At 51.8% G+C, this 17,761-nt stretch carries 17 protein-coding genes, 1 tRNA gene and 4 pseudogenes; 5 read left to right on the forward strand and 17 right to left on the reverse strand.

Translation table 11 applies throughout. The features are described 5' to 3' along the window. Positions 1-95 precede the first annotated feature (95 nt). Positions 96-863: a tetratricopeptide repeat protein gene (locus tag AUQ37_RS02760; RefSeq protein WP_058747313.1), complete on the forward strand. Its 768-nt coding sequence runs from the start codon at positions 96-98 to the stop codon at positions 861-863. A 14-nt stretch (positions 864-877) separates the two neighbouring features. On the opposite strand, the gene AUQ37_RS02765 is transcribed toward AUQ37_RS02760, so the two are convergent. From AUQ37_RS02765 to AUQ37_RS02775, 3 genes are read right to left on the reverse strand one after another with little or no spacing between them, the layout of a single operon-like run. Continuing rightward, complete coding sequence (locus AUQ37_RS02765; protein WP_058747314.1) at positions 878-1,723, reverse strand: hypothetical protein; 846 nt, start codon at positions 1,721-1,723, stop codon at positions 878-880. 11 nt (positions 1,724-1,734) lie between these two features. Next, complete coding sequence (locus AUQ37_RS02770) at positions 1,735-2,532, reverse strand: hypothetical protein (RefSeq protein WP_058747315.1); 798 nt, start codon at positions 2,530-2,532, stop codon at positions 1,735-1,737. 8 nt (positions 2,533-2,540) lie between these two features. Then, a complete protein-coding gene (locus tag AUQ37_RS02775; protein ID WP_157844259.1) occupies positions 2,541-3,938 on the reverse strand; it encodes a glycosyltransferase family 2 protein in 1,398 nt (465 codons plus the stop codon). A gap of 326 nt (positions 3,939-4,264) precedes the next feature. On the opposite strand from AUQ37_RS02775, the gene galE reads away from it, so the two are divergent. After that, entirely contained in the window at positions 4,265-5,269 is a 1,005-nt protein-coding gene (gene galE, locus AUQ37_RS02780) for a UDP-glucose 4-epimerase GalE (protein ID WP_058747317.1), read from the forward strand. Between the two features lie 48 nt (positions 5,270-5,317). Here the strand turns inward: galE and AUQ37_RS02785 are convergent, their stop codons facing one another. From AUQ37_RS02785 to rfbA, 9 genes and pseudogenes are all read right to left on the reverse strand, one after another. After that, positions 5,318-5,620, reverse strand: coding sequence for a tetratricopeptide repeat protein (locus AUQ37_RS02785; RefSeq protein WP_058747318.1), 303 nt, complete (start codon positions 5,618-5,620; stop codon positions 5,318-5,320). Between the two features lie 6 nt (positions 5,621-5,626). Beyond that, positions 5,627-5,773 (reverse strand): annotated as a pseudogene (locus AUQ37_RS13420) (hypothetical protein); the annotation flags it as partial. Positions 5,774-6,114: 341 nt separating this feature from the next. Next, a pseudogene (locus AUQ37_RS12010) lies at positions 6,115-7,548 on the reverse strand (ATP-binding cassette domain-containing protein); the annotation flags it as partial. Then, positions 7,502-8,314 (reverse strand): ABC transporter permease, encoded by an 813-nt coding sequence (locus AUQ37_RS02795; RefSeq protein ID WP_082662371.1) that lies wholly within the window; start codon positions 8,312-8,314, stop codon positions 7,502-7,504. The gene AUQ37_RS02795 and the pseudogene AUQ37_RS12010, both read right to left, overlap by 47 nt. An 88-nt stretch (positions 8,315-8,402) precedes the next feature. Further along, positions 8,403-8,924, reverse strand: coding sequence for an SIS domain-containing protein (locus AUQ37_RS12015; protein ID WP_235584852.1), 522 nt, complete (start codon positions 8,922-8,924; stop codon positions 8,403-8,405). Positions 8,925-8,929: 5 nt separating this feature from the next. Next, positions 8,930-9,442 carry a hypothetical protein gene (locus tag AUQ37_RS12020; protein WP_235584853.1) on the reverse strand — a complete coding sequence of 171 codons (513 nt, stop codon included), beginning with the start codon at positions 9,440-9,442 and terminating at the stop codon, positions 8,930-8,932. 114 nt (positions 9,443-9,556) lie between these two features. Beyond that, positions 9,557-10,123 carry a hypothetical protein gene (locus tag AUQ37_RS02805; protein WP_157844260.1) on the reverse strand — a complete coding sequence of 189 codons (567 nt, stop codon included), beginning with the start codon at positions 10,121-10,123 and terminating at the stop codon, positions 9,557-9,559. Positions 10,124-10,156: 33 nt separating this feature from the next. Further along, complete coding sequence (locus tag AUQ37_RS02810; RefSeq protein ID WP_058747322.1) at positions 10,157-11,251, reverse strand: hypothetical protein; 1,095 nt, start codon at positions 11,249-11,251, stop codon at positions 10,157-10,159. Position 11,252: 1 nt separating this feature from the next. Beyond that, positions 11,253-12,125, reverse strand: coding sequence for a glucose-1-phosphate thymidylyltransferase RfbA (rfbA, locus tag AUQ37_RS02815; RefSeq protein ID WP_058747323.1), 873 nt, complete (start codon positions 12,123-12,125; stop codon positions 11,253-11,255). Between the two features lie 175 nt (positions 12,126-12,300). Between rfbA and AUQ37_RS02820 the strand changes: the two genes are divergently transcribed. Next, positions 12,301-12,373, forward strand: a tRNA-Pro gene (locus AUQ37_RS02820). 79 nt (positions 12,374-12,452) lie between these two features. Here the strand turns inward: AUQ37_RS02820 and AUQ37_RS02825 are convergent. Both AUQ37_RS02825 and AUQ37_RS02830 read right to left on the reverse strand, forming a co-directional pair. After that, positions 12,453-12,968 (reverse strand): isochorismatase family protein, encoded by a 516-nt coding sequence (locus AUQ37_RS02825; RefSeq protein ID WP_157844261.1) that lies wholly within the window; start codon positions 12,966-12,968, stop codon positions 12,453-12,455. Then, positions 12,965-13,468: an HPP family protein gene (locus tag AUQ37_RS02830; RefSeq protein WP_058747325.1), complete on the reverse strand. Its 504-nt coding sequence runs from the start codon at positions 13,466-13,468 to the stop codon at positions 12,965-12,967. Before AUQ37_RS02830 ends, AUQ37_RS02825 begins: the two co-directional genes overlap by 4 nt. A 139-nt stretch (positions 13,469-13,607) precedes the next feature. Between AUQ37_RS02830 and AUQ37_RS02835 the strand changes: the two genes are divergently transcribed. Together AUQ37_RS02835 and AUQ37_RS13425 are read left to right on the forward strand one after the other, a co-directional pair. Then, the gene (locus tag AUQ37_RS02835) at positions 13,608-14,156 is read left to right on the forward strand and encodes a flavodoxin family protein (RefSeq protein WP_058747326.1); all 549 of its coding nucleotides are present in this window, start codon (positions 13,608-13,610) and stop codon (positions 14,154-14,156) included. Positions 14,157-14,217: 61 nt separating this feature from the next. Continuing rightward, positions 14,218-14,839, forward strand: a pseudogene (locus AUQ37_RS13425) (flavodoxin family protein). Between the two features lie 38 nt (positions 14,840-14,877). Here AUQ37_RS13425 and AUQ37_RS02845 read toward each other — a convergent pair. The 3 genes and pseudogenes from AUQ37_RS02845 to AUQ37_RS02855 form a co-directional block, all read right to left on the reverse strand. After that, positions 14,878-15,558 (reverse strand): CYTH domain-containing protein, encoded by a 681-nt coding sequence (locus AUQ37_RS02845; protein WP_058747327.1) that lies wholly within the window; start codon positions 15,556-15,558, stop codon positions 14,878-14,880. 59 nt (positions 15,559-15,617) lie between these two features. After that, a complete protein-coding gene (locus AUQ37_RS02850) occupies positions 15,618-16,229 on the reverse strand; it encodes a helix-turn-helix domain-containing protein (RefSeq protein ID WP_058747328.1) in 612 nt (203 codons plus the stop codon). Positions 16,230-16,470: 241 nt separating this feature from the next. Continuing rightward, a pseudogene (locus AUQ37_RS02855) lies at positions 16,471-17,693 on the reverse strand (isocitrate/isopropylmalate family dehydrogenase). Positions 17,694-17,761: the final 68 nt, after the last annotated feature.

The following is a 17,761-nucleotide window of genomic DNA, read 5'->3' on the forward strand; positions in this document are numbered from 1 at the left end:
CCTACTTGTACAAATTAAAAAATTTTAATTGATCATAAAATGAACATAATGAGTGCGAAGCGATAATTATTGTGAAAAATAACATTATTGTCAGCATGGGATTCGTATTGATCACCGATGAAACTCTGCATGCGATTGAGAAAATTACGAATCTTGAAAATTATGGCGGCCAAGCATTATTGCAACCTTTCAAAGACACGGATAAACTTCTTAAATGGCTAATCATACTTTATCGCAATAGTAGATTATCCGATAAAATAAAGAAAATATTCTTTGACAACTCGTTGGAAATAAGCCATCATTATCGCTTTGGAATCAAACTACATAAAGATTTGAATGCGGCCCTTGAATGGGCAAAAATAGGGCTTGAACTCGGGAGAGGAGGATCTTGCAATTCAATATTTGATGTCTGCTGGGACATCGGTACGAGCGGATCATACAACATGATGATTGATGCAATATCGAAGACAGCTGTCAGAGGTGATAGCACATCTATCGCTCAACTTGGTATTGCATATTTTAAAGGAAAAGGAGTTAGAAAAGATTTGGGAATTGCCGCGTCCCTCCTTAGACAGGCAAGAAAACAAGGGCTTGAATGGGCAAATTGGAATCTTTTCGACGTTCTATGGGAGATTGGAACACAGGAGTCATATACAGAGATGATCAATATTGCACTACCATTGGCTGAAAAAGGCAACGCTCAGCTTCAGGTTCGTATCGGTCGTGCATACAAAGAAGGGCGCGGAGTAGAGAAGGATTTAACTAAAGCTGCTGAATGGTTGGAGAAAGCGGCTGATCAAGGATTGGAGTGGGCCAATAATGAATTGGCCCAGGTAGAGGGAATGATCAACAGAGCAGATTGAACTGAGATATACGATCATTCTTTCAGAAACTTCCTATATAATAGCCTCTCGAAGTTATAGAATTTCTTAGCAATGCGCCCAGGAGCAGATTTTTCATCAAACTCAGGTTCTCCACTAATGTAAACAGTCTGCGCAGTTTCACTGGAAGACAATTGCCAATTGCGCTGTTTAGCCACGCGGGAAATATCATTGTTCCAGAAATCTACTGCGTTGAATACCTTACCTTCGCCAAGATTGTCTTCGAAAGTCAGATTGCCGAATATCTGACGGTCATCTTGGGCTGATGAATGAAGATAGTGCTCAAATGGTACGGATAGGTCATCAGAACGGCTGTACAAAAGATCGAGATCGCTGCCAAACAGATCCTTTATATCTTTGGCAAATTGGACTGCAGCATCCTGAGCGATCTTCGTCATGATATATGATGGATAATCTATCTCATAATCATCGAAAATCGGTTTCTCTGCATCAAAATCATAACCAATCGTCGATGGCGCCATATCCATCATCAAATGTTCCCTCATGACACCCGTGATTGCTGGTTTATGATTGTAGAATAGATTGATAGAGAATCCATATTTGGATTCCCTTTGATCCGCAACATCCGAATTAGTATGAATATAATAAGAATTTACCGGGAATCCCAGGAAATGAGACAAAGATGCCTCTGTACGTCCTCCATACCCCACATCGAATATCGCATCCCCCTTGTAAACACGCTTGGAAAACAACTTTCTGTATCTGGAATCCTTGAAGTCGAAGTCCATCTGACTGGAATAGTTGTCGATAAGGAACTTTATGAACTCTTCATAGGAACGTTTATCGGAGAATTTATTATCAGGATTTTCATAGATTTCCATTATCTCCGATTTTATTTTTTCAGAATAGAATCATCGAAAATCGGAGACAGCGCATCGACCAAAGAATTTGGAGATACATTGAGAATATTCATTTTGTAATAAATTGAATATAGATCGGAAGGCGACCCCATATCCGCTGTGAGAAGGGCTTTTCTGGATACATGTAGATAGTCGATACCTGTGTCAGGATTGGAGTTGTAGACTTCGAAAAATCTTTTCGGCAGATATCCATCTCTCGCCACAAAGTGAATTGTACGTTTCACCCCGGAGCGTTTCTCTGATTCGCAGATCCATTTCGAAATGGCAAGCATATGCATTCCGAGGGCACAATAACCCAGATAGAACGGGTTCTGATTGAAATCTGTACCTTTTTTCACGCTCACATAGGGATTATCGAATATCTTGTTCGCCACTACTGCCCAGAAACATCTAGTCCCGAAATACGATTTGAAACCTTGGATGGAATCATAAAAGGCAGTTTTCGGATACATACAATTCCTATACAGATCTCCAGAATAGATTCCAGGATTGGAATTCGTAAGCATATCGGTCGTTTTACAAAGCTGGAACGCTTTTATTCCCAGTTTAGATGGCGATGTGACATCAGACTGCCAATTGTCACCGATATGACATATGGTAGAAGGAATGTTTATGCCCATATCCTCAATGAATGAGGAGAAGAGGTGCCCAGTGAACTTAGTAACACCTTTCGAACTTGAAAGATACAGGTTATATCCATAATATCCGCATTTTTCGAGAATAGCATTGACGGTATCTTCATCCAGATACATATCGGAGATGAAGACCACTTCTTTTCCTAGTTCCTTGGCCAGACTGAACAATTCCTTTCCAGTTTTCCGAGGGTAGCAATATCTGATCTCAAGCTTTTTTCCAATGCCTTGATCTCATTCAGAACTTCACTGGGTATTGAGAAATATTCTCCCAATTTTGCATAAATATCGTCGATAGTGATGTCTTCATTCTGACTGCCAGAATTGATAAGATCCTCCCTCGCCATAACTTCGGCGTCCACCCTCATCTTCGAGAACAACACTTGAGATGAGCAGGATGTCATAGTGCGATACGGCCCATCCAACAAAACAAAGAGATCTGTCGGATAAAAGAACGGGCGCATGACCAATGTATCGAAAATATCAAAACTGACTACTTTACACCAGTCTAACGCGATGTATCTTTTGATATCATCGTACCACGTGCTGCTAGGAGCCAAATCAGTCAGTTGAGTATAGAGGAAGTAATCAGATGGCTCTTGCACAGACACCTCATCCATATGAAAATCCGAGAGAATCTCTTTGCGAATTTTGGCTCTGTCGACAAGGGGCGCACTGATCTTATCGAATTTCTCCCACCATATCCGACCATATAAACTGAGCCATTCATTGTAATAATTCTCGTATTTTGAAAACAATCCTTTTTTCTCAAGTTGTTTTCTGAAGAAGGAAAAAACCTCCTTCACATTAGCCAGATCACGACTCAATTTACTCCATTTCAAAGTGCTAGCAGTGCTACTGTCGTTACCTTTATAGTAACAATAGTAAGAATTATGCACGTTCACAACTCTTGTCGCATTGGTATATACAGCAGAAGAGAACGCGATGTCTTCGGTCATGACGACCTTTCCAACCCTGTTAGAGAACTCTGTCAAATCAGGAAGTATCTTCTTCCATAATTCTGCAGAATAAAGTTTGTTCCAGCAGGTATGCCACCCATAGAAATGGCCACTCTGGCACATGAAAGCATCAAGAATTTCATCTCCAACGAGATGAATATCCTGGCATCTGATTGGATCCAAGGAATGATATTTCTTGGAACCATCTGGATATAACAGAACAAAGTCGCCGAGAACTACGTCGGCCGATTCCAATTCGGCTTTATCGACCAGTAACCTAACCCAGTCTACCGAGATACAATCGTCAGAGTCGACAAACAACAAATATTTTCCAGATGCATTTTGCACACCTGTTATGCGCGCTTGGAATAAGCCGCTATTCTTTTTGTGATGTACGATTTTTATCCTATTGTCTGACTTTTTGAGTTCTTCGATTATCTCGCATGATCTATCGGAAGAGCCATCGTCGACGAATATTATCTCGAGGTTCTTATACGTCTGAGACATGATGCTATTAGCGCAGCGTTCAACATACTTCTCTACTTGATACACAGGCACAATTACGCTAACAAGCACATCAGCCACGATAACCAACCTGGGTATGCAATATTGGACAGCCCAATAAATATTTGCTTCGAGAGAGAATCCAGCTGTTGATGGAACCCAAGATCCATTGAAAATTTCTCGGCAAAATTAGCTTTTTTCGACGTCTGGAACAGCTGTTCATTATTGTTCCGCGTTACCGGAAAGCCTTTGATTCCGCCAAAGCGGCTGCCATAATTTACTGGCTGAATTTAGAACCCGGCCAGGATAGATTACCTGGAGAGTTTAAGAACACTGGGGCTCCATAAAAATACTACATGGGGGAATCTGACTCAAACGTTAAACCACATGAGTGCATAATCTCAGATATGGCAATCCTGGTAACTGGCGGAGACGGTTACATCGGATCTCAATGTGTTCTGGCTCTGATTGATTCCGGATACGATGTTGTAATAATGGATAATCGTTCTACTGGCCATTCTGAAATCTCTGAACGTCTGATGAAATTCCAAAGCAGAGGAAGAATCATCGAGGACGTGGACGGCAGCCTGCTGAACCCAAAAGAAATTGAACAGTGTTTTAGGAAAAATAATATTGATGCTGTTATTCATTTTGCTGCCTCATCGCAGGTCGAAGAGTCAGTGAGAAATCCTGAAAAATATTATGTTAACAATGTCATAGGAACGATTAATCTTCTCAACACGATGATCAGGAACGGAATAAAGAAGATTGTTTATTCGTCATCGGCAGCAACATTCGGAAACCCCCAATACATTCCTATCGATGAGAAACATCCGCAGCACCCAATCAATCCGTACGGTCGCACAAAACTATTTGTTGAGAATATTCTCTCCGATTATGATACAGCCTACGGGCTCAAATCTGTTGTTCTGAGATACTTTAACGTTGCGGGCGCAGATTCCAGAGGACGCAGCGGCGAATGGCATGACCCAGAGACTCATCTGATTCCAAACATCATCAGATCTTCATTCGAAGACGGAAAGGAATTCCGTCTGTTCGGAACTGATTATGATACCCGCGACGGTACTTGCATTCGCGATTATGTAAACGTAGAAGATCTCGCAGACGCCCACGTTCTGGCACTTAGATATCTTGCAAAGAATGGAAGAACGGATTGCTTCAATCTAGGCACCGCAAATGGAAGCACAGTAAGGGAAATCTTCTCGGAATGCGAGAGAATAATCGGAAAGAAGATACCCTTGAAAGAAACGGCACGGCGCCCAGGAGATCCCGACATCCTTATTGCAGACAGTACGAAGGCGAGAAGCATCCTCGGATGGAAACCGAAACGCACACTGACAGACAGCATCTGTACCGCTTATGAGTGGGAGAAGAAAAGGCGCAACCTCTGATTATCTGGCACATATATGCCCGAATTATCATAAGCAAGCGTCCGCATATCACTCCTTCATGGAATCTAACCTGCTACGTGCCCACCAGTCTCCCATCTTGGAGGATTTCCCATACCATTCCGCCGCCTTTATACGATCCCTTCTGACACCTGTCCCATTGAAATAGAGATTTCCCATCCGATTGCATGCGTCGATGCTTCCTGCATCTCCTACAGAGATCATCTTTGCAAGAGCATCTTCGAACATCTTGCGGTCGTCCGAGAGACCGGAAGCGTAGAGGTCGATGATGTTCCCCAATGCTGCGATGTTACCGTAATTGGACGCCTTGACGAACATTTCCCTGGCTTTCACTATGTCTGCATCGGTCCCTTTCCCGTCCCGATACATCTCCCCGAGACGGTTGATACTCCAGGAATCCAGAACGGCAGCGGCCGACAAATACCATTTGAGAGCCTCAGGATAATTTTTCTCGACTCCGACACCGGAATAATAGAAGTTTCCCATCTCCGCATAGCGTCGGTATTCCCATTCTCTGCCAGGAACCTCATCCTCTCGATCAGCGGCTTCCAATCGTCTGTTCCTGCAGCAAGGGATAAGTTAATCTCGTTCCCTGCACCCGGAGCGATACCCTGAGCGGCTGCTGATTCATAGCATTTCCCGATGAGATTAAGATCGGCCTTACTGCATAACCTCATCCTGTCTGCAATCTGTATGCAGTTCCATCCGAGAGATGAGAGGGAGAAGAGCGAGAACCATTTCTTAGATCCCTCCAAGTTTACCTCCGTTCCCACACCGTCCCTCATCATCACAGCGGTCTGGTACATGCAGTTCCCGTTTCCCAGTTCCGCCCCTTTCAGGTAAAGCGCGAAAGCTTTGGCATCGTTTTTCGGAATGACCCTCCCACGGAAATACAGGTCGGAAAGAAGCGTTATCGAAGGCATGAACCCTCTGTTACAGGCTTCGGTCAGATACATCTCCATCTTCTTGAGATCTTTTGAAGTTCCCGCACCGTCACGGTACATGAATGCGACCTGCTGCATAGCCGGCAGATAGCCTTGATCAGCAGACTTGGAGAACCAAGAGAATGCTTCCCTGCGGTCATCGTTGGAAAGTGCCAGTTTAAGGATTATATCTCCGCATCTGAATTGATCTAAGGGATCCCCCTGCTCTCCTATCGTGATAGCGGCCCTCTTGAGTTCGATGCGGAAACTGTCCTGCGGACCGGCAGAGGAAATCCTCAGTTTGGCGTCGTTATTCCCCATGTCGGCCGCCGACTGATAGAACGGCACAGCTTCGTTTCTTTTCCCTTCGTGCTCGAGTATGTCGCCATACTCGACCTGAGCCTGTGAATGACCCTGTTCGGCAGCTTTCCTGATCCATTCGCGGTAGAGCTCCTCGCTTTTGCCGAACGTGCCGTTGCCGTCCCTGTACATCATGGCCAGTCTGTACTGGGATTCCGCATCTCCGGATTGCGCAGAATCGAAGATAATGTCTGGAGACTCGGACATCATGAACTCGTACTGGGCGCAGACATCTCTGGCCTTCCCATCCTTGAAGATCTTCCCGCCTTCGATCCAGACAACGCGGGTGCACATCTCTGCCATATCTCTGATCGAATGTGACACGAATAGAACAGTCTTCCCGCTCTTTGCAAGCTTCTTGAAATGCTGCTGTGTTTTGATACGGAAAACTGCGTCACCGACACTGAGTATTTCGTCCACCAGCATGATGTCTGAATCCACATTGACCATTATCGCGAATGCCAGCCTGCTGTACATGCCTGAAGAATATGTTCTCACTGGATTGTCGATGTATTTCCTTATCCCGGAATAATCGATTATGCTGTCGACTTTGGAATCCATCTCCTTCCGGGTGAATCCGTACAGTTCGCCTTTCAGGTAGATGTTCTCTCTCCCTGACATATCCTGATTGAATCCCATACCGAGCTCCAGTATGGAAGCGACTTTCCCTGCCCTTTTGATGGTCCCGGAATCGGGCTCCATTATCTTGGCGATCATCGAAAGCAAGGTGCTCTTCCCAGCTCCGTTCCTGCCGATGATCCCCAGGACCTCCCCTTTGCCTACATCGAGGGAAATGTCATCGATGACCTTGTTCTCTACAGTCTTAGTCGGAGTTTTATTCAGCAGTCCGGGTTTCTTATCGGCATCGGCAACCTCGATCTTGAAACTCTTGCATACATTCCTCAGTTCGATAGCGTTCTTGGGATCCATTTCAAAGCCTCTCGGCGAATCCGCGCTTGAGCCGGCGGAATACGGCATATCCGACAGCCAGAGCGGTGAAGGCTATCAGGAAGCAGGCCAGCAACACCCCTGCATCAGGCGATTCCCCGAAATACACAGCGCTGTGCAATGCCTCGATATAATAAGTGAAGGGATTGATCCAGATGATGGTGCTCAGGATGCCTGTGGCCTGGTCTGCCGAGAAATACATGGGCGTCAGGAAGAAGAACACCATGCTGATGGAATTCAGAATGTACTGCACATCGCGGCAGTATACATTAGCGGCAGAGAACAGCATCGTGTATCCTGTGGTGAAGATCAGTTCCAGCAGAAGGATCAGCGGCATGAATAGGAGCGATACGGGATCCAGGCTGTACCCGGTCGCTATTATCAAGATGAAACTCGTGATATATCCTATCAGCATGATGATGAATGAGCTGATGATCTGAGCAAGGATCAATATCTCCCTCGGGAAGTACATTTTCTTCACCATCCCCGAGTTCCCTGTGACGGCAGCAGCCCCCGCGGTAAGATTCTGGGTCATAAATGTGAAGGGGAACATGGCCGATAAGACATAAACTATGAAATCCGGAATCTCTGACCTGCGGATTTCCGTGAAAACCACGTAGTAGACGCAGATCATCATGAGCGGGACGACGAAATTCCATGCAAATCCCAAAGCAGAATTCCTATAACGCCCGAAAAGGTTGTTATAAATCAGCGAATGGAGGACCGTACGCGATCCGTACAGTTCATGCAGGTGTATCATTGCACCGTGCACGAGTTTGTTTCTTCCTTCAGTCATTTATCTCATCGCGTGAGCGCACGGAAATCAAGAGCGCGGATTTCAATGAAAATGCGGACCGGATTATCCAATCTCGGCCCTTGGCACATCATTGAAACATGCGCTTGGAGAATACTCCTTTGATTCTTGATTTGATATCGGTGATAGGGTCGACATTGCAGGGGTCTACGCCTCTGATGGCCGCCAAATACAGAGAGATGTGATCTCCGACCATAATGCCGAAGATCATCCTCTCCAGCAGACATTCCCCGCAGGTCTCGATATATACTGGCCTGAGCCCTCTGCTCGACAGTACATCGGTGGTTGCGTGAACCATCTTGTCGATCTCCTCGAGGGAGTTATCGTTGATCACGATAGGAATGAAGTTCCTCCGCTGACGGTCATCATACCAGCCGACAATCTCGTTGTGGTTGAACTCCGGAAGGACTCCGGAGAACGCTACCATCTTGGAATTCTCGTTGAGCTGGTTCTTCATGCGGACGGCAACGGCCTCCATATCAGGAGTTCCGTAGATCACCGGCACTTTCCCATCCACGGCGTTGGCAACATTCCATGCCTCGGAATTCTCATCTTCGATCCCTGATTGATATTCCCGAAGGCGGGGGATCATGTCCCTTATCTGCTGCCTGAGGGCAGGTCCGCCGCATCCTCGATGACTGCGGCCAAGGTGCCGATGAACCATCCTATGGCACTGCGAGGCTGCATATCATCGCCTCCGATCATGACGAGGGGATTGCCGTTTTTCTTGGTACAGGCAAGAAGTTTGCCTCCTTGGGTGACAGAGACAACATCCAACCCTGCTTCGAAAGCCTGATCATACATGTAGAGGGTCTCGACCGTGTTCCCGGAATAACTGCAGGCCACGAAGAGCGTATCTTTATCCACCCACTTCGGGAGAGCCATGGTCTTAGCGATGTAGACGGTGATGCCGGATTCATAGTACATGGAATCAGCAAAGATCCTCCCTCCGATGGCTGAGGCCCCCATACCGCAGATTAGGATATGCTTGTACTTCTTCGCGATACCCGTCTTTGATTCTACCGCCTGGGACAGGTCGTCGACGAAACCCGATACCTCGGACGACATCTTGTTGAGGGAATCGGTGCGGAACTGCATTTTGCGCGTCATACACTCTCCCGCTGTTTTGAGAAGATTAACATCTGCATGTTAATAACCATATCTAACACTCTAACACATAATGATTATCTAACACCCATAAGTTATATTCGTACTGGCACACCGTCAATTCCGACGTTTAGAAAAGGATAGCCTCTCGATTGCTTTATAAAGTGCCAGCACAGGGATGTCGGTCCGTCTGATGATGAGCGGGCGGGTTTTCGTATGCTGAGTGTTGACGGCCCATCTCATGCCTGAAAGCTTATCTGGGTCATTCCCATGCTCTTCGGCCATTAGAACATCCAGCCACCCGTCGATGGCTTCAGGATCCAGTTTGGGGATGCGGCATCCGAACACGCTCTTCCAGAATCTGACACATTCCATTGCGCCGGATTCGATCTGAGGATATACATCACGCCTCTTTCTCTCGTTATCCGGTGCTTTCTTGCAGAAAACAGGCTTCCCCTCTTCCGAAATGTCGGCCAGCGGCAGTTCTCCGCTTCCCATGAAGAACTCTGTGAGATTCACGTATGAGGAGGACAGCCGCTGTTCCGCACGGTCGCAGAATGTGACATGCTCGGGCCCTCCTTTCCCAGTCACAGCATAGTAGCATCCCTTCACGGCCTTGTGTGCCAAATATGCCTGTATATCCCTCTGGGATGTGTATTTCATCGTGGTGGCATCTATCACCATGATCTTGTCCGCGCCCTCGGCCATATCCTCGATCTAACAGCCGAACCTCTTGTGTCCGGCATCGGCGACCCTCTCGATTTCATCTCTGTTTTCCGAAACGAATGCCTTCCACTGCCGAGGGCCAGGAATCTGCATCCCCTCAGGTATCCCGGTCTCATTCAGATAATGCATCATGGATACTGCCGTATCTCTGTTTGAAAAGTCCCGGAACCCGAAGATTTTGGCAATCATCCTCGATGTATGAAGATATCCGTGGTCCCTGCTCCCGTACAGTTCTTCCCAGGCCTTCATCGCGAGATAAGAATCACGGGACAGGAAGAACATTTTCTGCGAATCGCCGGCATTATCCTCTATGAACCGCGCGAAGGCTGTACATATGATTCCCCCGAACCGGCGTGAGACACAGTGCCAGTACGATTCGTTCTTCTCTCCTTGGAACAGCATGTCCATCGCTGCGATCGCGGAAGCGGAGTATCCGGGGTATTTCCTGAAGTATTTCGCCTCCTTCGGATGTGACAGAAAATATCTCTCCGACATAGGAGACCAGCGGTATGCTTCCATTCCCAGCGATATAGGCACTGAGAAATCATCGTCTTTGGAATCCCCTATGACCGTGACCTTTTCGGGATCAATATCCAGATATCCCAGTACCTCTGCATACAGCCCGTTGCGTTTGGACTTCTTCTCCTTGCAGGAGACGAACATCCTCTCCCATCCGGCATAGCCGCAATGATCCAATATCTTCCCGATCGCTTCCGGAGGAAGATACATGTTGGAGACAAGGACTATCCTCTTCCCTAGATTCCTCATCCTCTCGTACAATTCTTTCGCAGCCGGGTCGGAGAAAGATAATGCTATCTCCTCCTCAATCTCTGTGTCCTTCATCGGCCTGTATCTTTCGTCGATACAGTCATAGATTCCGTCCAAGTCTGTCTCGCGGTCGATTTTCCTTGCCTCATGCTCGGCATCGATTCTTGCTTCGGCAAACCCCGATATCGAAAATTCGTTCTCAAGGTACAGGAAGAGATCCCTCGGCCTCATGAAAGGCCTAGTTATCAGCGTATCGAAAATATCGAAGGCTATAGCCTCCGCGTCTTCGATGGCCCCGAGGGCGGGCTCCGCGTCCATTTCAGAATCGCTCCGACTGAGCGAGATCCCTGAGGAAACTGTAATAAGGAGTCTCCTTGAACTTAGAAACCCACTGAAGAAGTTGCTTCTTAGTGATGTATCCGCGGTTCAGCGCCACCTGCTCAGGACATCCTACGAGCGCACGGCCGGTCCTCTCAGTGTCATGCACATAATTGCCGGCTTCCAACATGGTATCGCAGGTCCCGGTATCGGCCCAGGCAACACTGTCCGGCAGGACGATCGTTTTGAGCTTCCCGGCTTTCATGTACATCCGGTTGATGTCGGTGATCTCAAGCTCTCCTCTGGCCGATGGACTGACCATTTTAGCGTATTTTACGACGTCTTTATCATAGAAATAGAGGCCGGTCACAGCCATATTGGACTTAGGCTCAGCCGGCTTTTCTTCGAGGGACAGGACTTTCCCGTCTTTATCAAATTCCGCTACCCCGAACCTCTCAGGGTCCTCCACTTTCTTGCAGAATATCGTAGCGCCGTCGTTGGACATCGCCTCGGCCAGGAGCTCGTCCATCTCGTCCCCGCAGAAGATGTTGTCGCCGAGGGCGAGGGCAACATTCCCTCCTCCTATGAACTTCTCACCCAGGATGAAAGCGTCAGCGATGCCGCGCCTCGTCTTCTGGACCGCGAACTTTATCTCGATCCCAAACTGGGACCCATCGCCGAGGAGCCGTTTGAAATATGCCCTGTCGTCCTTACTGACGATCATCAGAATCTCGGTGATCCCCGCGCTCATCAGCGCGGACAGCGGATAGTAGACCATCGGTTTATCGTAGATCGGCAGGAGAATCTTCGAGATGTGCTGGCTGGCCGGATAGAGACGGGTGCCCCTGCCGGCCGCCATTATTATTCCCTTCATAACCGACGAATCCCCACGTTCATTTGTTATAAAAAGGTGCCAGTCTGAAAAATACTGTTCCCGCCAGAAATACGTCAATCAACGTACATAGTGCACGCAGACATGCGGATTCTCCCTCGACCGAAGCAAATGCTTTTATCAGACGAGCGAATCCGAGTGTTCAACCCGTGGCTATGGGGCTGTGGGGTAGCTTGGTATCCTTGTAGGTTCGGGACCTATTGACCCCGGTTCAAATCCGGGCAGCCCCACTCGATCGCAGTTTTCATCCGTCACGGCGGTGTTTTCCGGGCACGCACGCCCCGTCCGCTCTGGATCATGGTGGCTGGCTCATATGTCGGACGGGCCTATCGGACCGTCTATGACGCCTGCGCTGCCTATCGAGCGCATCAGCACCGTCCTGGCCGCATCCTCGCTGGCCGGGCCGCCGTTGGAGGCCGTGTAATGCATGAGGACCCTGCAGGGGATCCCCCTCTCGAACAGGTCCTCGGCATTCTTCAGGATGCAGCAGTCGGTGTCGAACCCGGCTATGTAAACCGTTCCCGCCCCGCGCTCCTGCAGGAGTGCCAGCAGCCTGCCCCCGACCGCTGTGTAAAGGTGCTTCTCGATGACCGCATCTGCCCTCTCCTCCACGAAATCCAGGAGGTCGGTGTCGGGCGGGGAGGACATGCCGGTCCAGCCCATGAGCTCCCGGTACGGGGACCCAGGAACGTTGACGAACCTTGTGGCCACGACCGTCCCGAACGGACAGTCCAGCAGGTCCCTGATGCGCTGAACGGCGTGCTCCGTCCTCGCTGAGACGAATCCCCGCTGGACATCGATCAGCAGCAGCACCGGGCCGCTCAATCGGCGGCCTCCGGGGGATGGGCGTCGCACCAGAGGCGCGCCCTCCTGCAGATGTACCCGACGATCATCAGGAACACTATGCCGATCATGACAGGCCTCACGATGTACCAGAGGGAGTCATAGTTGCTGAAGACCATGGTCAGGGCGGTAGCTCCCCCGGGCGGATGGATGGTGTCGGTGCATACCATCGCGATGATGGCGATGGAGACGGCCGCGGCGATGGAGTACCATTCGACGCCCAGGAGTATCACGCACACGGCGCCGATGAACGCGGAGAAGAGATGGCCGAAGAAGACGTTCTTGGGCTTGGACAGCGGGCCGTCGGGGACCGCGAAGACCAGGACGGCGGTGGCGCCGAACGACGTCACGAGATAGGGGTCGTTGTACTCGAGGTCGGCCCAGGCGGTGACCGCGATGCCGACGAACGCCCCGATGAAGGTGATCAGGAGCTTCCTCGGGTCCGATTCGGTCGGATGGAAGTATCCGGACAGTTTGCTCATGGGCCGGCTGACCTGCGCGCACCTATAAATACGGACGGTTTCCGCCGGGAAACGTTCCCCTCCCCGTATGTGCCTGCCACGCGCCTTCCGCCTGCCGCATGCGAACGTTTATGTATCCCGGAAAACGGAGGGGAGGACGATGACATATATCGTGATTCTCAACGGCAGCCCCCGTCCCCGGGGTAACACCGCTTCGATGATCGACGCCTTCGAGAAGGAGGCCGCGAAGCTCGGGATCGAGGTGCACAGGTACAACATGTTCAGCCTGAACATCCGCGACTGCAAGGAATGCAACGCCTGCTACCGCGCCGGCGGCAAGCCCTGCATCCAGAAGGACGACTTCAACCCCATCGCCGAGGATATCAGGCACGCCGACGGCGTGGTCTTCTCCTCCCCGGTCTTCTGGTTCTCCATGACCGCCAACCTCAAGCTCATCATGGACAGGATGTACTGCTACAGCGGGCTCGGCTTCGATGTCGGCGAGAAGAAGGTCGGCATCATCGCCGCGGCCGGAGATGACGAGGCCGATACCTTCGATTGCCTGGTGGACCCCATCGAGAAATCCTGCGATCTCCTGAACTGGAACGTCGTTGGGAAGGTCCTCGCCGGGAACGTGATGGAGGCGTCCGACGCGGACAAGGCCGGATGGCCCGCCAAGGCCGCCGAGCTGGCGCACGCGTTCGTATGAACGCGCCCGAAGACTAAAATAAAGAGAGGCCCGTTCGGCAGCAGGAAGGAGCAGGAGAACCATGAAGGTATTGCTGGTAAACGGCAGCCCCCATGAGCACGGGTGCACGTACACCGCGCTGAAGGAGGCCGCCGGCGCTTTGGAGGAGAACGGGATAGAGACGGAGATCATGTGGATCGGGAAGGGCGCCGTGCACGGATGCTCCGCCTGCGGGCACTGCAGGAGGAGCGGGGACGTATGCATCCGGGATGATTCCGTCAACGATGTCCTCGGGAGACTGGACACGATCGACGGTTTCGTGTTCGGGGCGCGGTCTACTATTCCGGGCCAGACGGGCAGCTCACGGCTTGGATGGACAGGCTGTTCTATGCCGGCGCGGGAGGATGGCCGGCAAGGCGGCGGCATCCGTCGTGTCCTGCCGCAGAGGAGGAGCCAGCGCCGCCTTCGAGCGTCTCAACCAGTATTACCTCATGAGCAGCATGATCGTCCCGGGGGCGAGCTATTGGAACCAGGTCCACGGGAACACCCCCGATGAGGTCCGTCAGGACCTCGAGGGGATGCAGAACATGCGCATCCTCGGCGGGAACATCGCCTGGATCCTCAAATGCATCGACGCCGGCAGGAAGGCGGGCGTGGCGATGCCGTCCTTCGGGCCCAAGGTGTTCACGAACTTCATCCGCTGAGCCGGACGTGCACGGCCGGGTAACAGGGGCCGGACGCATCACCGGTCATGTCCCAGCGATCTTATCCATTCGCGGCCGCGGACGTATTTGGACATCCGCTCCTCATCGAACAGATAGTCCTCGGTGAGCCTGTAGACCAGGCGCTTCATCATCCTGTCGTCCGCTATCGCCTCATCGAGCGATTCGAACTCCAGCTCGCAGACCGGGGCGGACCTGGCGCCGGTGCGCGGGTCCACATACACGACGCTGTCGAAGTCGGCGGTGTATCTCCTGACGTCCGACTCCGCCGTGAACTCGCACCTCGTTATCTCCGCGATCAGCCTCGGCACCGGATCGATGTCCTCGGTCCCGAGGTAGTTCCGGGCGTGGTCCTCCAGAGCCTTCATCCTGTCGAACCCCGGGGAATTGATCACCCTGGTCTCGACCTCGCGGCGGGAGAGCCCCATCCCGTTCCTGATGCTGGGTATCTTCACCGTGACATAGCCGGTCATGCCCTCGTCGCGGAAGCGCAGGACGATGCCCCTGTCCGCGAACGTGTCCCCTGGATCGGCATAATAGGTATCGGTGTGCTTCCTCACCGATGCGCCGCCGCATCTGAAACCTTCCTTGGCGATGACCGAGCGCAGCCTCTGCAGGGCCGGGCCCGGGTCGTCCGAGAACACGAACGGCCCCGAATCCGCATAGAGCTTTACCTCGTTCTCCGTCCTGACGTCCGTCATGGGATCGTCAGTATGAACGATCCGCAGGGCTATAAAAGCGTGCTGCAGGAGCCTGCGGTTCAGTTCTTCCCGCGGAACGACTTGTCGGTGCCCTCGATATAGGAGCAGATGATCTTACGCTCGGCGGTCCTGAGGGCCACGTTGAGAGTGGACTTGGAGCATCCCAGGATGCCGGAGAGCTCATCGAGGTCCATCTTCCTGGGCACGGCGTAGTAGCCGCGGGCATAGGCCTCGCTGAGGTACTTCTCCTCCTTGGGGGTGAGGGTCATCTCGTCACCGAACTTCCCTCCGGCGAGGAACTTGATCCTGTACCCGTAGTCGCGGAGAGCGGACATAAGGCCGTGGACGGTTGAGGAATCAGGGCCGACGATGGTCCACTCCACCAGGTTGTTCTCCAGCGGCACCGAGGACATGAGGAAGCACTTGTTCTTGCTGATCAGCGAGCAGATGAAGCAGCTGTGGTTGGTGATCATCGCCGTGTAATGGGTGGAGCTGATCCTCTCTATGCTGCACTCGCCCAGGTCAGTCTTGGTGACGCCCTCTTCCAAAGCGTCCTTGTCCTGGGTTATGACCCTCATCATGGAGATGCCTTCGCCGGCGCTCGTGGATGAGCATTTGATGACCTGTATCGATACATCCGCTCCTCCGGGATGGGGATCAGCCTGCGGCACGGGTGCTCCTCATAGGGCATGCTGCGGTCGATCATCAGTCTGCAGTAGTACATCGGATTACCACCCATCCAAGCGGAGTTGGATTATATTAAACATGCCTAGAATGTAACAAAACTATATTTGAAACCCATCCAACTGATCTGGCCTGTTCGGAAGATAGAAAAACTTAACCGCGAAAATGGAAGGGGGTTGGAGAAAAGGTTTAATATGAGGTCCCGAGGGGCCCCTCAGCTGCCGGGCCTCAGGCCGAGAGCTTGGAAGCGGCTGCGTCCACGTACGCCTTCCAGGCCTTCTCGAGATCGGGCCTCTGCACGGTCTCTATGACGTACTGGGCGAACTCCTCGCCGGTGGCGCCGGTGGACCTGCCGGTCATGACCAGCTTCTTCTCGAACTGCACGCAGACATCGAGCGCCATGTCGAGCTTCCTGGCCTTCTCGGTCTCGCCGATGTGCTCGAGCATCATCGCGACGGCCTTGATCATCGAGCAGGGGTCGGCGTACTTGGCGCGGCCCTCGGTGACCATCCTGGGCGCGGACCCGTGGATGGCCTCGAACATGGCGTACCTCTTGCCGACGTTGGCCGACCCGGCGGTGCCCACGCCGCCCTGGATCTGCGCCGCCTCGTCGGTGATGATGTCCCCGTACAGGTTGGGGAGCACGAACACACGGAAGTTGGACCTGCGGGCGGGATCGAGGAGCTTGGCAGTGGTGATGTCGATGAACCAGTCGTCCCACCTGACCTCGGGATAGTCCTTGGCGACCTTCTCGGCGATGGACAGGAATTTCCCGTCCGTGGTCTTGATGATGTTGGCCTTCGTGATGACGGAGACGTAGTTGGCGCCGGACTTCTTCGCATAGTCGAACCCGGCCCTGAGGATCCTCTCGGTCCCCTGGGTGGTGGCCACGCAGTAGTCGATGGCCAGGTCGTCGGTGACGTTGATACCGTTGGAGCCGACGGCGTAGGACCCTTCGGTGTTCTCCCTGAAGAACCTCCAGTCGATGCCGAGCTCCGGGACCTTGACAGGGCGGATGTTGGCGAACAGGTCGAGCTGCTTCCTCATGGCGACGTGGCGGATTCGATGTTGGGCCAAGGGTCGCCCTTCTTGGGGGTGGTGGTCGGGCCCTTGAGGATGACATGGCACTGCTTCAGCTGCTCCATGACGTCATCGGGGATCGCCTTCATGGTCTCCACACGGTGCTCGATGGTGAGGCCGTCGATGTCCCTGATCTCGACCTTCCCGGCCGCGATCCTGTCGGCCAGGAGGAACTCGAGGACCTTCTCCGCGTCCTTGCAGATATAGGGGCCGATGCCGTCCCCTCCGCATACTCCGATGATGAGCTTGTCCAGCTTGGAGTAGTCCGTCCAATCCGGTTCGTTCTTCAGCCTCTCGACCCTCTCAAGCTGCTGCCTGAGGAGGGCGCCGTACTGTTCCTGGGCCTTCCTGATTGCCTGCTCGTCGACCATTTCGATCGATAGGGCATCTGGCGCGCGCGTAAACTATGCGCGCACCGGGACAGGACCATCGGGGCGGA

This window comes from Candidatus Methanomethylophilus sp. 1R26 (assembly GCF_001481295.1).
Taxonomy (GTDB): Archaea; Thermoplasmatota; Thermoplasmata; order Methanomassiliicoccales; family Methanomethylophilaceae; genus Methanomethylophilus.

Coding starts and splice junctions, on each gene's coding strand:
- AUQ37_RS02760 (WP_058747313.1), top strand. CDS start 96: ATGGGATTCGTATTGATCACCGATGAAACTCTGCATGCGATTGAGAAA.
- AUQ37_RS02765 (WP_058747314.1), bottom strand. CDS start 1,723: ATGGAAATCTATGAAAATCCTGATAATAAATTCTCCGATAAACGTTCC.
- galE (WP_058747317.1), top strand. CDS start 4,265: ATGGCAATCCTGGTAACTGGCGGAGACGGTTACATCGGATCTCAATGT.
- AUQ37_RS02795 (WP_082662371.1), bottom strand. CDS start 8,314: ATGACTGAAGGAAGAAACAAACTCGTGCACGGTGCAATGATACACCTG.
- AUQ37_RS12015 (WP_235584852.1), bottom strand. CDS start 8,924: ATGATCCCCCGCCTTCGGGAATATCAATCAGGGATCGAAGATGAGAAT.
- AUQ37_RS12020 (WP_235584853.1), bottom strand. CDS start 9,442: ATGACGCGCAAAATGCAGTTCCGCACCGATTCCCTCAACAAGATGTCG.
- AUQ37_RS02805 (WP_157844260.1), bottom strand. CDS start 10,123: ATGGTGATAGATGCCACCACGATGAAATACACATCCCAGAGGGATATA.
- AUQ37_RS02810 (WP_058747322.1), bottom strand. CDS start 11,251: ATGGACGCGGAGCCCGCCCTCGGGGCCATCGAAGACGCGGAGGCTATA.
- rfbA (WP_058747323.1), bottom strand. CDS start 12,125: ATGAAGGGAATAATAATGGCGGCCGGCAGGGGCACCCGTCTCTATCCG.
- AUQ37_RS02830 (WP_058747325.1), bottom strand. CDS start 13,468: ATGAGCAAACTGTCCGGATACTTCCATCCGACCGAATCGGACCCGAGG.
- AUQ37_RS02835 (WP_058747326.1), top strand. CDS start 13,608: ATGACATATATCGTGATTCTCAACGGCAGCCCCCGTCCCCGGGGTAAC.
- AUQ37_RS02845 (WP_058747327.1), bottom strand. CDS start 15,558: ATGACGGACGTCAGGACGGAGAACGAGGTAAAGCTCTATGCGGATTCG.